This is a genomic window from Halorubrum tropicale (genome assembly GCF_001280455.1).
Lineage (GTDB): Archaea > Halobacteriota > Halobacteria > Halobacteriales > Haloferacaceae > Halorubrum > Halorubrum tropicale.
Genome location: NZ_LIST01000003.1, coordinates 250554 through 264717 on the forward strand (window position 1 = coordinate 250554; position 14164 = coordinate 264717).

Annotated in this window: 13 protein-coding genes; 2 read left to right on the forward strand and 11 right to left on the reverse strand. The window is 69.6% G+C overall.

The window, feature by feature from the left end:
- Positions 1-187: 187 nt before the first annotated feature.
- From AMR74_RS09040 to AMR74_RS09090, 11 genes are all read right to left on the reverse strand, one after another.
- Entirely contained in the window at positions 188-604 is a 417-nt protein-coding gene (locus tag AMR74_RS09040) for a metal-dependent transcriptional regulator (RefSeq protein ID WP_053771742.1), read from the reverse strand.
- 160 nt (positions 605-764) lie between these two features.
- The gene (locus AMR74_RS09045; protein ID WP_053771743.1) at positions 765-1559 is read right to left on the reverse strand and encodes a DUF7260 family protein; all 795 of its coding nucleotides are present in this window, start codon (positions 1557-1559) and stop codon (positions 765-767) included.
- 353 nt (positions 1560-1912) lie between these two features.
- On the reverse strand, positions 1913-3139 hold the full coding sequence (locus tag AMR74_RS09050; RefSeq protein WP_053771744.1) for an ABC transporter substrate-binding protein: 1227 nt from the start codon (positions 3137-3139) through the stop codon (positions 1913-1915).
- Position 3140: 1 nt separating this feature from the next.
- A complete protein-coding gene (locus tag AMR74_RS09055; RefSeq protein WP_053771745.1) occupies positions 3141-4319 on the reverse strand; it encodes an ABC transporter substrate-binding protein in 1179 nt (392 codons plus the stop codon).
- Position 4320: 1 nt separating this feature from the next.
- Positions 4321-5595 carry an ABC transporter substrate-binding protein gene (locus AMR74_RS09060; RefSeq protein WP_053771746.1) on the reverse strand — a complete coding sequence of 425 codons (1275 nt, stop codon included), beginning with the start codon at positions 5593-5595 and terminating at the stop codon, positions 4321-4323.
- A 101-nt stretch (positions 5596-5696) separates the two neighbouring features.
- On the reverse strand, positions 5697-6665 hold the full coding sequence (locus AMR74_RS09065) for an ABC transporter ATP-binding protein (protein WP_053771747.1): 969 nt from the start codon (positions 6663-6665) through the stop codon (positions 5697-5699).
- Positions 6665-7867, reverse strand: coding sequence for a FecCD family ABC transporter permease (locus tag AMR74_RS09070; protein ID WP_394324737.1), 1203 nt, complete (start codon positions 7865-7867; stop codon positions 6665-6667). The genes AMR74_RS09065 and AMR74_RS09070 overlap by 1 nt, the downstream gene beginning before the upstream one ends.
- Positions 7864-8895 (reverse strand): NAD(P)/FAD-dependent oxidoreductase, encoded by a 1032-nt coding sequence (locus tag AMR74_RS09075; protein ID WP_053771749.1) that lies wholly within the window; start codon positions 8893-8895, stop codon positions 7864-7866. The genes AMR74_RS09070 and AMR74_RS09075 overlap by 4 nt, the downstream gene beginning before the upstream one ends.
- Positions 8896-8898: 3 nt before the next feature.
- A complete protein-coding gene (locus tag AMR74_RS09080; RefSeq protein WP_053771750.1) occupies positions 8899-10158 on the reverse strand; it encodes an ABC transporter substrate-binding protein in 1260 nt (419 codons plus the stop codon).
- A gap of 60 nt (positions 10159-10218) precedes the next feature.
- On the reverse strand, positions 10219-11217 hold the full coding sequence (locus tag AMR74_RS09085; protein WP_053771751.1) for a HEAT repeat domain-containing protein: 999 nt from the start codon (positions 11215-11217) through the stop codon (positions 10219-10221).
- 98 nt (positions 11218-11315) lie between these two features.
- On the reverse strand, positions 11316-12230 hold the full coding sequence (locus AMR74_RS09090) for a serine/threonine-protein kinase RIO2 (RefSeq protein WP_053771752.1): 915 nt from the start codon (positions 12228-12230) through the stop codon (positions 11316-11318).
- Between the two features lie 146 nt (positions 12231-12376).
- Here AMR74_RS09090 and AMR74_RS09095 point away from each other — a divergent pair, with 146 nt between their 5' ends.
- Together AMR74_RS09095 and AMR74_RS09100 are read left to right on the forward strand one after the other, a co-directional pair.
- Complete coding sequence (locus tag AMR74_RS09095; RefSeq protein WP_053771753.1) at positions 12377-13225, forward strand: lipoate--protein ligase family protein; 849 nt, start codon at positions 12377-12379, stop codon at positions 13223-13225.
- A gap of 70 nt (positions 13226-13295) precedes the next feature.
- Positions 13296-14132 (forward strand): deoxyribonuclease IV, encoded by an 837-nt coding sequence (locus tag AMR74_RS09100; protein ID WP_053771754.1) that lies wholly within the window; start codon positions 13296-13298, stop codon positions 14130-14132.
- Positions 14133-14164: the final 32 nt, after the last annotated feature.

A 14164-nucleotide genomic window follows, 5' to 3' on the forward strand; every position in this document is an offset into this window, starting at 1 on the left:
CATAGTATCATAAAACTGTGGTATTAGGGTACCCTAAAACACGCGATAGAGCCCATATATAGGATATATACCGAGATTTCACTGATAAGTAATTACGTTCTGTTATTTTTCGTATCGCCTAAAACGGGACGGCGGTCGGTACCCGCCACCCGGATTCTGCCGGGGTGAGGGCGCGTTCGGGCCGGGGTCAAGACCGCTCGCCGTCGGCCGAGTTCGGGTCGTCCGAGTCGGTTCCCGGGCCATCGCCCGTCTCGACGGGGAGCGTCTCCGCGAGGCGTTCGGCGACGATCGGACTGACGAGCCCCGCCACCCGCATCGCCTGGCCCTCCGAGTCGTCGAGGTCCAAGACGCTCCGGAAGAACCACGAGACGGTCACGTAGGTCTCGTGTAGCTCCGCGGCCCGCTCGCGTCCCGCGTCCGTCAGCGCCGCGCCCTCGTACGGCCGGTACTCGACGAGGCCGTCATCGTCGAGCCGCTGGAACGTCTCGGTGACCGTGGCCGGCGACCGGTCGAGCGCCTCGGCCACCGCGCTCGTCCGGATCGGCTCCCCGTCCCGATGTCCGAGGATGTACACCGCCAAGAGGTACTGCGGGGCGCCGGTCATCGCTCGCCCCCTCGCGTCCCGCCGTCGGCCCCGCTGGACGACGGTCCGTCGGCGTCGTCGGCGCCGTCCCCTTCCTCACGGCCGTCACCGGGACCGAAAATCGCGAGGTACGTCCAGGCCCACGCCCGAGCGCGCCGACCTCGCGGTCCGCTTCCCACGGTCATACCCTCCGAACGAGGTGTCTCCGCACCGCTCGCTGGCAGTCGTCACACGTCGCGTCGAGCGTCGCGACCGTCGACAGGACGGGGTGATCGACGGGGAAGTCGCGGTAGAGGTACGGGGGGAGCTGGCGGTGGGAAACGCCCGCCTCGACTCCGTTGTTCGTCGTGCCGGTCAGAAACTCCTGTCGGCGCCGCGCCAGGTCCGCGCACCGCGATCGGAGTTCGTCGAGCGTCTCGTGTCGCGCCTCGAGCGCCTCGAAACCGAGCGCCGTCAGCGGCGTCTCGTCGAGGTCGACGATGCGCTCGGTGACGGCGTCGACGGCGTCGGCGGCGTCGGACAGGTGCGCCGCCTCCCGGGAGAGCGCCGCCTCGAGCGCGACGACCTCGTTCCGACGGGCGGTCGTCTCGGCGACGACCGTCCGCTTCAGCTGCGGACTGAACGAGGCGTCGGTCGCCGGCGAGAGCGCCAGCGCGATCGACTCGGTGAGCTCCGAGCGGACCGTCTCCAGCAGCGACTCGTCGCCGGAGCCCTCGACGTCGTCGAGGCTGTGCGGCCGGACCGTCTCCTCGAACGCCTGGCGGACATCACGACAGCGCGCGTCGTCGGCCGACCGCACGCGCCGCTCCGTCCCCGTGACGGCGGTGGCGCTCGTCGACGCGGCCGGCGTCGGGTCGGTCGATATCGACCGAACGCGGCGATCGAACCGCTCGAACGCCGTCCGTTTCGCGTCGAGGGCCTCCCGCTCCGTCCGAACGCGGGTCCGAGCTCGTTCGACGTACGTGTCGACGCTCATCTCAGGGCCCCTCCGTCGACGACGGCGACCGCGATCCGTGTGGCCGCGCTCGTCCGCCCGACAGTGTCAGTCGGTGCCATGGTTCAGGTGTGGTCCGTACTGCCGGCCTCGGTCCGCCGACCGGGCGACGCGATCGCGCAGGTTCGAACGGCTCTCCGAATCGATCCGGTGTCGGTGCGGTTCCCTCCGAGCATATGTTTTAGGCCAGCCTAAAAACACAAGAAAGTACCGGTCAGCACGCCCCCGAAACGAGACGCGTCGTCACGGTCCGCTCCACACGGAGTCCGCGCTCGCGACCCGCCCGCGGGCCGGCCCCCGGGCGTGACCGCGGCGCCGAAACGTCCGCCCGCGGTTTAGGCGTCGCCGGTGACGATGGCGCTCACCGCGTCGCGGTCGAACAGTTCGCCGCTGTACGTGTCGGGGTACAGCAGCGTCGCGAACCGCTCCGTCAGGAACAGGTTCTGGATCGGTCCCTGGTAGATCGGCCCCCCGCGGTACACCGCGCCGTCCTCGACCGCCGTCAGTTCGCTCGCGACGCTGTGTTCCTTCATGAACGCCAGGACGGTGTCCTCGAACTCCGCGCGGCTCTTGGCCTCGTGCCCGCGGACGAACAGCGCGTCGGGGTCGACCTCCAGGATCGTCTCGTAGTCGATCTGGCCGCGGTCGTCCGTCGAGAGCCCCTCGACGCCGGTCCCGGAGAGCGCGTCCGAGACGCCCAGGTCGTGGAAGTGCTTCTTGTTGGTCCCCTTGTCGGTGAGGCGGTACGGCGAGAACTTCTCGGGCTCGTCGGACCCGGCGAAACACAGCAGTCCCGCGGGCCGGGCGTCGGCCGCCGGGAGGTCCGCCTGGACCCGCGCGAGGAGGTCGTCGTGGAGGGACGCGAAGGCCCGGAAGCGGTCGCCCTCTTGGAATATCTCCGCGACCTTCTCGAAGGCCTCGTACATCGTGTAGTACCGGTAGTCGTGCCAGGAGTCGGTCCGGCGGAAGATCGTGTTCCCGATAAACGGCGCGACGTTCTCCGTCAGCTCCGTCACGTCGCTCTCGTCCAGTCCGAAGAAGGAGTTGTTGAGCAGCCACTGCGGGTCGGTGAGGTGGATGTCGCTGTCGAGCTCGTAGTAGAGCTCCTTGTCGATCCCCTCGTCGTACAGCTGCGTGATCTCCCCCTTGTCGACGGAGACCCCGTCGAGCTCGTCGTAGTACGACGTGTGGTACCGCGACTTGAACCCGACCGCGGCGAGCCCGTCAGCCTTTCCGAGCGCGACGCCCATGTCCGCGTAGCCCGGGAAGTACGACTCCCACGTCTCCGGGACGCCGTCGAACTCCACCTCGCCGACCGGCGCCATCTCGACGCTGTACCCGGTGGCGTCGGTCGACTCGTCGGCGCCGTCCGAGTCCGCCGCCGCGTCGGATTCGTCGGTCCCGTTCGTCGCGCCGGTCGTCTCGTTGTCCGCCGGCGTCGAGCCGTCGTCGGACGCGCCGGTACAGCCGGCGAGCAGCCCCCCGCCGACGACCGCGCCGCCGAACTTCACGTAGTCGCGTCGTGTCGATTCTCCGGTCGTGGTGATGTCGTCGTCGCTCATGTCAGGCGTCTCCGTTGATGATATCCGCAACGCGCTGTCGGTCGAACAGCCGTTCGTCTTCGAACCGGTCCGGGTAGAGGCCGGTGGCGTACCGGTCGATCATGAACAGGTTGTGAAGCGGCCCGGCGTATATCGGCCCGCCGCGGAACACCCGGCCCTCCTGAACGGCCGTCAGTTCGCTGCCGAGGTCGTGGTCCTCGAGGTACGCGACGACCGTCTCCTCGAACTCCGAACGGCTCATCCCCCGCCCGTGGTACCGGAGCAGCAAGGCGTCGGGGTCGATCTCCAGCAGCGTCTCGTAGTCTAGCGATTCGGAGCCGGTGTACCCCTCGACCCCCGTCCCCTCGAAGGCGTCCTCGATGCCGACCGCGTGGAAGTGTTCCTTGTTCGCGCCCTCGCCGCTGATCCGGTAGGGCGTGAACTCCTCGGGCTGTTTGCCCGCGAACATGAGCGCGGCGTCGGGGCGTTCCGCCTGCGGTGGCAGTCGCTCCCGAACCGTCGCGACGAGGTCGTCGTGTATCGATCGGATCGCCTCGAAGCGCTCTCGCTCCTGGACGGCTGCGGCGACCTTCTCGAAGGCCTCGTACAGCGAGTAGTACCGGTAGTCGTGCCAGTCGTCCGTGCGGCGGAAGATGAGGTTCCCGAGGAACGGGGCCACGTTGTCCCGGATCTCGTCGACGTCGGATGGGTCCCAGGCGGCGAGCCAGTCGGTCAGCGAGTGCGGATCGATGAGGTGTAGATCCGCGTCCATCTCGTAGAACAGCTCCTTGGACACGCCGTCGTTCCACAGCTGAGTGAGGCCGTCGAGGTCGACGGAGACGCCGTCGAGCTCGTCGTAGTGGTTCGTCTTGTACCGACCGCGGTACCAGATGGACCGGACGGCGTCGGCCTTGCCCAGCGCGACCAACATGTCGATGTAGTCGGCGGTGAACGGCGCGATGGTCTCCGGGACGGACTCGAACTCGACGGTCCCCATCGGCTCCATGCTCACCGAGTAGCTCGCGTCCTGGGCGCCGGAGTCCGCACCCGTGTCCGATTCGCCGGAGTCCGCACCGGAATCCGACTCGTCGGAGGGCCCCGCGCAGCCGGCGAGGAGGGTTCCGCCGACGACCGCGCCGCCGTACGTCAGGTAGTCGCGCCGGGTCGATTCTCCGGTCGTGGTGATGTCGTCGTCGCTCATGTCAGGCGTCTCCGTTGATGATATCCGCAACGCGCTGTCGGTCGAACAGCCGCTCGCCGTCGGGGATCGCGGGGTATGCGTCGCCGTGGTCGTAGCCGGGCCACTCGCCGAACCGCTCCGGGTACAGCTGCTTCGCGGTCATCTCCAGCTGGAACAGGTTCATGATCGGGCCCTGAACCGGGTTCCCGGAGGGGTAGAACCGGTCGTTCGCGACCGCGGAGAGCTCGCTCGCGACGGGGTGGTCGGCCAACTCCTCGCGGACCGCGCCCACGTTGTAGTAGGAGGCGATGCCGAACTGGTGGAGGATGACGTCGGGGTCAACTTCCAGCAGCGCCTCGTGGTCGTACGTCGTCTCGTAGGTGACCTCGTCGCCGGCAAAGGCGTCGGGGGCGCCGAGCGGTCGGACGTGCGCGTTCGCGAACCCGGGGCCGTCGGTCCGCGAGGGGTAGTAGGTCCCGTCCATGTAGATGAGCGTCGCGACCGTCGGCCGGTCCTCGGCCGGCGGGAGGTCGCTCCGGACCGTCTCGAGCAGGTCCTCGCGGACCGCGTCGAGCGCGGCGAACCGCTCCTCCTCCCGGAAGACGGCGGCGACGCGCTCGCCGACGTCCGGGAGCGCGTAGTACTCGTACCGGTCCCGACACGGCTCCGGCGGCTGCGAGCGCCGCCGGCTGTAGATGTTCCCGAACCACGGCCCGACGTTGTCGCGGATCTCGGCGACGTCGTCCTCGGTCCACCCGTCGAAGGAGACGAACAGGCAGGGATCCGCGAGGTGGAGGTCGCTGTCGAGCTCGTAGAGCAACTCGCGGTCGACGGAGATGCCGCCGCCGGAGCCCGTGTTGAGCTGCGCGAGCCCGTCGCGGTCGAAGGAGACGCCCTCGAGGTCGGCGTAGTAGGCGTCCAGCGTGTTCCCGCCGGCGTCGGCGTCGAAGCCGAGCGAGTTGACCGCGTCACCGTGGCCGAGCGCGACGGCCAGGTCGGCGTACAGGAGGCTGTAGACCATGACGTCCTCCGGGACCGCGTCGAACGCGACTTCGCCGGCCGGCGCCATGGTCGCCGTGTAGCCGGGGTCGGCCGTCGAGCCGTTCGAGTCTCCCGTCGCGTCGGACCCGTCCGTCGCGTTCGACCCGCCGGTCGTCTCGTCGTCGGTCGCGTTCGACCCGGGGCCCTCGGAGCCGCCCGTACAGCCGGCGAGCACTCCCGCGCCGACGACCGCGCCGCCGTACTTCACGTAGTCTCGCCGGGTCGGCCCCCGACGTTGGCTTCGTTCGTCTGCCATATTTTTAGGCTGACCTAAAAATTGAAAAGGATTCTGATCCGTCGATTCCCGGCGGAGCGCCGTTCGCCGACGACCCGGGATCGACCGCGCCGGTCGCGACCCTACTCGTCGCCGCCGTCGGCCCGCGCGACGCGCTCGCTCGGGCGCTCGCGGTCGTCGTCGTGCCGGGCGCGAAGCGGCTCGATCCGGGGACCGCGCGGAGTCTGATCGACCGCGGCGTCGATCTCGAACACCTCGGCGAGCAGGTCCTCGGTGACGACCTCCTCCGGCGTGCCGCGGGCGCGGATCGCGCCGTCCTTGAGCGCGACCACGCGGTCGGCGACCCGCGCCGCCTGCTGGATGTCGTGGAGGACGACGACCACGGTGACCTCGCTCTCGTCCCGGAGCGTCTCGATGATCTCCATTACCTCCATCTGGTGGTGGAGGTCGAGGAACGTCGTCGGCTCGTCCAAGAGGAGCACGTCCGTGTCCTGCGCGAGCACCATCGCGATCCACGCGAGCTGTTTCTGCCCCCCGCTGAGGCTGCCGACCTCGCGGTCCCTGAGGTGACCGCAGCCCGCCAGCTCGATGGCGCGGTCGACGGCCGCCTCGTCCTCGTCGGTCGTCGTCTCGAAGAACCCGCGGTGCGGGTAGCGCCCGTGGTACACCAGGTCCTCGACGGTGATGCTGTTCGGCGACGTGCTCTCCTGCGAGAGCAGCCCCATCGTCCGTGCGAGCTCCTTCTTGTCGAACGAGTCGAGCGCCCGCCCGTCGACGAGCACCGAGCCGGCGGCGGGCGCCAGCTGGTCGGCGAGCCCCTTCAGCAGCGTGCTCTTTCCGGACCCGTTCGGGCCGACGAGCGCCGTCACCGCGCCCGCCTCGGCCGTGATCGACTCGCCGTCGACGACGGGCCCGTCGGTCGACGGGTACGAGAGGACGAGCTCCTCGCCGTCAAGGCGCCCGTCGGCGGCGTCGCCCGCGTCTCGCCGGTCCGCGTCGGCGCTCGGGCGCGCCTCCGCCTCTCTGTCCGCGCCGGCGTCGGCGCGGGCGTCGCGGTTCGACTCGCCGTCGCTCGTCTGGTCGAGCGCCATCAGATCTCCCCCATCTGTTCCTGCTTGCGCATCAGGTAGAGGAAGTACGGTCCCCCGACCAGTCCGGTCACGATCCCGACCGGGATCTGCGCGTCGGAGCCGACGAGCACCGCCATGCCGAGGCGCGCGCCCACGTCGGCGGCGACCAGCAGCGCCGGGCCGGCGAACACGCAGCCGATCACCAGCTTCCGGTAGTCGCTCCCGACGATGTTGCGCACCATGTGCGGGACGATCAGCCCGACGAAGCCGACGATGCCCGCCACGGCGATGCTCGCGGCGGCCGCGAGCACCGCGACGCCCGAGAGGGCGAACCGGACCTTCTCGACGCTCATCCCGAGCGAGCTGGCCGTCCGCTCGCCGAGCAGCAGGACGTTCAGCTGGCGGGAGCTGACTAAGGCGAGCAGCATCGCGACGGCGGTCCACGGCAGGGCCATCCGGACCTGCTCCCAGTCGGTGCCCGTCAGCGAGCCGGTGGTCCACGCGATGGCCGACTGGACGACGCCGATGTCGTCCGCGAAGAAGAACAGCGCCGTCTGGAGGCTGCTGAACACCGTGCCCACGATGACCCCCGCGAGCACGAGCCGGACCGGAGAGGTCCCGTTCTTCCACGCGATGACGTAGACGACCAGGAACGCGGCGGCCCCGCCGAGGGCGGCCAGAACGGGCAACAGCGACGAGATTCCGAGTTCGACCGTCGTCAGCGACAGCGACAGGTCCGCCGACACCGCGAGGAAGGGTATCGCGAGCGTCGCGCCGGCGAACGCGACGAGGACGAGCAGGATCATCAGCCCCGCCCCGGAGGAGACGCCGAGGATGAACGGGCTGGCGAGTTCGTTCCGCGTGACGGCCTGGAAGATGGCGCCCGAGACGGCGAGGTTCATCCCCACGAGCATCCCGACGAACACCCGCGGGAGCCGGATGTTCCAGACGATGAGGCTCTGCTTGCCCATCTCGGGGAGTTCGGCTCCGAGGAGGAACGCCCGCCACGCCTGCGCATCGAAGATGACCCGCGGGGTGAACACGGCCTGCCACGCGTCGACGATGGTCATCGAGAACGCGCCGAAGCTCACCTGCACGAGCCCGCCGGCGACGACGACGGCGAGGCTCGCCGCGCACAGGGAGAACAGCGCGCCGTCGAACCAGCCGAACCACTGCTCGCGCCAGCCGGCCGTCTCCGAGGAAGTGCCGGTCGCCACGGTCAGGATCCCCCCTGCGTCGGGCCGAGTTCGGCGGCGCGGTCCCGAACGCTGTCGTCGTCGACCGCATCGAGGAGCGTCTCGTCGTCGAGGGCGTCAAGCAGGGCCTCGGCGTCGAGACCGTCGACCAGCGCCTCGGCGTCGGCGGCCTCCGCCACTCGGTCCGCGTCGAGGTGCGACGCGAGCGCGACCTGCCCCGCGGTCGCGCGCTCCTCGATCTCGTCCGGCTCGACGTACGACGAGAGCGAGTCGTCGATGGCCGCCGCGCGGACGCGCCGGTACCGCTCGGAGTCGGTGTCGACGGGCGCGTCCTCGCCGTAGTGGTCGTCGAACCACTCGGTCCACCGGTCGCGGTCGCTCCACTCGGCGTCGAGTTCGGCCTCGCGGCGCACCCAGTCGGTGCCGTCCGCGACCGCCTCCCACCAGCCGGCGTCGATCCGGGCGTCGGCGATGACGCGGTGCGCGACGCGGGCGCCGCGGCCGGCGGCCATGATCGCCTGCGTGTCGGCCTCGTCAGAGGGCGAGGCGACGTAGAGCCCGTCGACGGGCGTCGTCCCGTCATGTGCGGCGTACTCGCGGTCGAACCAGTCGTGCTCCTCGCCGTCGTGCTCGTACGTGTCGAACATCGCCGCGTCGTCGCCGAGTCCGCGCAGGTACGAGCCGTCGTAGCGCGTCGCCGCGATCACGCGGCGGGCGGAAACGTGGTCGCCCTCCTGCGGAGTGACGACGAATCCCTCACCGTCGTCGGCGCGGTCGACCGACTCGACGAGGTCCGGGACGATCGCGGCGCCGGCGGTCTCGGCGTGGGCGTGGATCAGCCCGTACAGCGTCTCGACGTCGATCCCGGCCGGGAAGCCGAGGTAGTTTTCAAGGTGCGCGCAGCGCTTGAGCGACGAGCGCCCGCGGTCGAAGACGACCGTGTCGAGCCCCTCGCGGGCGCAGAACACGGCCGCGGAACAGCCCGCCGGGCCGCCGCCGACGACGGCCACGTCGCGGTCGCAGTCGCGTGTCGGTTCGGGGTCGGTGGTGCTCATTGGTCAGATGTCGCCGTTGACGATGTCGGAAACGCGTTGCCGGTCGAACAGTCGCTCGTCCTCGGGCGGCTCGCCGACGCCGTTGAACTCCCCGAACTCGCCCGGATAGATCTGCTTGGCGGCGATCTCGATCTGGAAGAGGTTGAAGATCGGTCCCTGGAACGCCGTCCCGCCGGGGTAGAACCGGTCGTTCTTCACCGCCGTCAGCTCCTGTGCGACGGGGTCGTCCTCGATGAGGTCGTACACCGCCTGCCGCATCGAGCCCGCGCCGCTGTCGGGGTACCCGATGCCGAAGTTCTGGATGAGGATGTCGGGGTCGATCTCCAGCATCGCCTCGTGGTCGTACGCGGCCTCGTAGTTCGCGTTGTACGTCTTGTCGCTGTCGTCGAACGCGTCGTTGACGCCGAGGTGCTGGTACTGCGCGCGGCCGAAGCCGGGGCTGTTGATCCTGTAGGGGTACCACTTCTCGTCGTCCGCCCAGAAGACGACCAGTCCGACGGTGGGACGCTCCTCCTCGGGCGGGAGGCGGCTCTCGATGTCGGCGACCATCTCGTCGCGGACCTGCTTGTACGCCGCGACCCGGTCCGGAACCTGGTACAGCTGCGCGAACTTCTCGGCGAGCTCCCAGAGCGTGTAGTACCGATAGTCGGTCGCCGACTCCGGCGCGTTGTGCGACCGGCTGAACCGGTTCGCAAAGAGCGGAGAGATGTTCGACCTGACCTCCTCGACGTCCGCGTCGTCGAAGCCGAGGTACTCAATCGCCCGGATGGGGTCGATGTGGTGGACATCGGCGTCCGCCTCGTAGAGGACCTCCTTGTCGATGGCCTCCCCGCCCCAGATCGCCTTCACCTCGTCCCCGTCGAAGGAGACGCCGTCGAGCTGGTCGTAGTACTTCCCGAAGAACTCGCCGTCGCGCGCCTTGGCGACGAGCTTGTCCCCCTGCCCGAGCGAGACGAGATGGTCGATCCACACGTCGTCGAACGTCACGGCCGTCTCCGGCACGGCGTCGAACTCGACCGTCCCGACAGGGGACATCGTCACCGAGTACCCGGTGTCCCCGGTCGACTCCTCGTCGCTCGTCGTCCCGCCGTCGTCCCCATCCGTCGTCTCGTTTTCGGCTGCCGGGTCGTCGTCCGTCGCCCTCGACGAACTGCCGGCGTCGGACGTACAGCCGGCGAGCGGGCCGCCGACACCGACGGCGGCGCCGTACTTGACGTAGTCCCGCCGAGACGGTTCCGGCCGGTCGGGCCGTTCGTTTGCCATATGTTTTAGGCTCGCCTAACTCTTCAAAAGAGTTCCGAATCTTTAGGCCGGCCAAAATTGTCAGCGAGGCGTCCCGCAGCGGGGACACATCGGGGGGCCGCCGTCGGCGAAGTCGAGGCCGCAGTGCGGGCAGACGCCGTCGTCGGGGACCGTCATCGCCGCGACCGCGTCGGCCGTCCCCTCGCGGACCGACTCGACGGTGCCGACGCCGGACACCGGATCTGACGCGGGATCGGCCAGTCGGCGCCGGCAGAACTCCGCGCGGTCGAGAAGGAAGGACGGCGCCGCGTCGGCGTCGACCTCGTCAAGCGCCTCGCCCGCGTCGGCGCGCTCTTTCGGCGGCTCGGTTCCGGCGAGCAGGCCGAGCGCCTCGGCGGCGCGTCCCCGGACGTACGGGCTCTCGTCGCGGAGGCGCTCGCCGAGGGCGGCCTCGGCGGCCGTCAGTCGATCGGGGTGCTCACAGCCTATCGCGACCAGCGCGGTACAGAGGTGATACCTCACGAGTTCGTCGCCGGCGTCGAGGTGCTCGGCGAGCGAGTCGACGTGGTGGCGGAGTCGGCTCGGATCGCCGAGCGCGACGTGCGCCAGCGCCTTCGCGAGCTTCTCTTTCACCTCCGGTTCGTCGAACTCCAGTCCGACGCGGAGGTCGGCCAGCGTCGCCGGGTCCGCGACCGCCTCGGGCGACTCGACGGCGACGTATCCGAGCGCCTCGGCGCAGCGGGCCCGGACGTAGTAGAACTCCGCGTCGTCCGCCAGCCGCTCCCCGAGCGAATCGACGGCGGGGGTCACGGCCTCCGGTGCCGTCCGCGCGAGCGCGACGAACAGTTTCGCGGCCGTCAGCCGAACCGCCCGGTCGTCGTCGGTCAGGAACGACGTCAGCGACCCGACGGCCGCCCCGTCGAGGCGGGTCCCGTCGTCGACCGCGTCTCCGACGGCGCGCAGCGCGCGCTTACGAGTGTCGGCGTCGACCGCCGTGAGGTCCGCGACAGTCGCGACGACCGCCTCAGCGTCTCCCTCGGTAATCCGGGCGGCGAGGCGGTCGGGGTCCGAGTCCTCCATGATCTGTTCGGGAGTCTCGCGAGCGACCGGTTTCAACGCGGTGGTTCCGCGTCGGGCAGCGTACTGCCCGATAAGAATTGTATATCGCGCTATCTGGTTTATCGGTCGTCGAACGCTCGAACGCTGTCGAACGAGCCGTCGGCGATAGCGGCGGCGATGCCGTCGATATCGGCCTCTCGGGGCACTTCGTGGGGATACTTGCGAGCGAAGTACCGCGTGAGGTTCTCGACGTCGCGTTTCAGGAAGTCGCGCGCGTTCTCGTGGTCGACGGGCACGGCCTGCGGCCAGTCGAAGACCGTCACGCCGCTCTCCGCGACGGCGACGTTGTGCTCGGACGCGTCGGCGTGGATCCAGCCCAGGTCGTGTGCGGTCGTCAGCTCCCGGAGGATCAGATCGAGGACCCCGACCGCCTGCTCCGGGTCAAGCTTCGCGCGCGACAGTTCCACGCCCGGGAACTTCTCCATCACGATGGCGTGCCGGTTGTGATCGACCGGCCGCGGGACGCTCACGTCGGGGTACAGTTCCTCCATCGCCTCGTACTCGCGTTCGGCCGCCTTGCGCGCGGTGTAGAGCCACGAGACGTGGTCGCGGTCGGCGGTGTACTCGCGCTCGCGGTTCACCTCGCGGAAGTTGGTGTACCCCTCGCGGTGGTACTTCAGGGCGAGCGGCCGGAACGACTGCGCCTCGTACACGTCGCCCTCCTTGCCGAGCCCCAGGGGCGACCCCACGCCGTCGATGGTCTCGCGCTCGGCGAACGTCCGGAGCGCCAGCGCGTCGTACCCCTCGAAGGTGAGCTGGTACCCCTCGTACTGGATCGTCTTCCGCTCGATCAGCTCCCGGTCGAGACACCGGTCGATCCGGTAGTCGACCTCCTCGCGCGTCAGGTCGGCGTAGTCGGGGAGCTTGTCGCGGCGGACCCACTCCGAGAAGCGCATCCCCTGCTCGACGCCCGAGAGGAGGTAGAAGTCCTCGGGGTCGAGCTCCGCCATGTCGCCGGCGACGTTTCGCACCATGCGCGCCCCTACTCCGGCGATTCGTAAAAGGGACGCGCGTTCGGGATCGGTGGCCGATAAATCGCATACTGCGATAACAAATCCGAATCTCGCCGTTCGCGACGTCGAGCGCAACCGCTTTCGGAGCGGCGCCCCACGGGAGCGGTATGACCGCGCCCGCCGTCGACTGGCGGCTGATCCGCGAGGAGGCCCGCCCCGGCCCGATGCAGATGGCGTTAGACGAGGTCGCCGCCGAGACCGCCGCGGCGGGCGGGCCCGCCACGCTCCGCACTTACCGCTGGGAGCCGAGCTGTCTCACCCTCGGGCGCCATCAGGAGCCGGAGACGGTCGACTGGGAGTTCTGCGAGCGCGAGGGGGTCGACGTGACTCGCCGGCAGACGGGCGGGGGCGGGATCTACCACGACGGTCGCGGGGACGTGGCGTACTCCATCGCGGTCCCCGCGGACGAAGTGCCGAGCGAGCTGCTCGACTGCTATCACCTGCTCTGCGAGCCCGTCCTCGACGCGTTCGACCGGCTCGGGATCGACGCCGACTACGTCGAGGAGCCGCTGCCGGAGCTGTACCACCCGGCGTGTTACCTCCGCGAGCTTCACGCGGCGCACGACGTGGTTGCCGACGACGGCCGAAATGGACCGCGCAAGATCGCCGGCAACGCGCAGTACCGCAAGCGGGAGGCGGTGATTCAGCACGGGTCGCTGACGTTCTCCGTGGAAGCGGACCGCGATCTGGGCGTCTTCGCCGACCCCCCGGTGACACCCGGAGCGTTCCGCGACCGCGTCGTCGGGATGGACGAGCTGGTCGACGTCAACCGGGCGGACGCGGTCGCGGCCGTCGAGGCGGCGCTGGCCGACTGGGCGGGAGCGGCGCCGGACGCGACCGTGGAGACGGACGGTTCGTGGACGGAGGCGGAGCTGGAACGAGCCGAAGAGCTCGTCGCGGAGAAGTACCGCGACGAGGCGTGGGTCCGAACGCGCCCCGGCAGCGGCGGGGCGTAGCGGCCTCGGCGGGCGGGGCGGGGATTCCCGGTTCCGAAGGGGCTTTTTCGACCGCCTCCGTGTAACCGGTATGAGCCTCAAGGTCGGCGCGCACGTCTCCATCGCGGGCGGCGTGGACAACGCCGTGGCGAACCAGGTCGAGGTCGGCGGCAACTGCGGGCAGATATTCACCCACTCGCCGCAGGTGTGGCAGGACCCGGACATCGGCGACGACGAGGCCGAGCGGTTCCGCGAGGGGACCGAGCGCGACCTGGAGGGACCGTGGGTGATCCACACCTCCTACCTCGTGAACCTCTGTACGCCGAAGGAGGCGCTCCGGGAGAAGTCGCTCGACTCGATGCAAAAGGAGGTGGACGCCGCCGACAAGCTGGGTATCCCGTACGTCAACGTCCACCTCGGCGCGCACACGGGCGCCGGGGTCGAGGGCGGGCTCGACAACGCCGCGTCGGTGATCGACGACCTCGACGTGCCCGACGGCGTGACGGTCCTGATCGAGAGCGACGCGGGCGCGGGGACGAAGCTCGGCGGCGAGTTCGAACACCTCGCGGGGATCGTCGACCGCACGGAGACTGACATCGACGTCTGCGTCGACACGGCCCACGCGTTCGCGGCGGGCTACGACCTCTCGACGCCCGAGGCGGTCGACGAGACGGTCGCGGAGTTCGACGACGTGGTCGGGTTAGAACACCTGGAGTACATCCACCTCAACGACTCGAAACACGAGTGCGGCACCAACAAGGACGAGCACGCCCACATCGGCGAGGGGCACATCGGCGAGGCGGGGATGGAGCGGATCCTCAACCACCCCGATCTGGTCGACGTGCCGCTGGCCCTGGAGACGCCGACCGAGGACGGGAAGAGCTTCGCGTGGAACATCGACCGGGTGCGGGAGCTGCGTCACGACTGAGACGAGCTCCGCGGCGCCGAACGCCGTCGGCC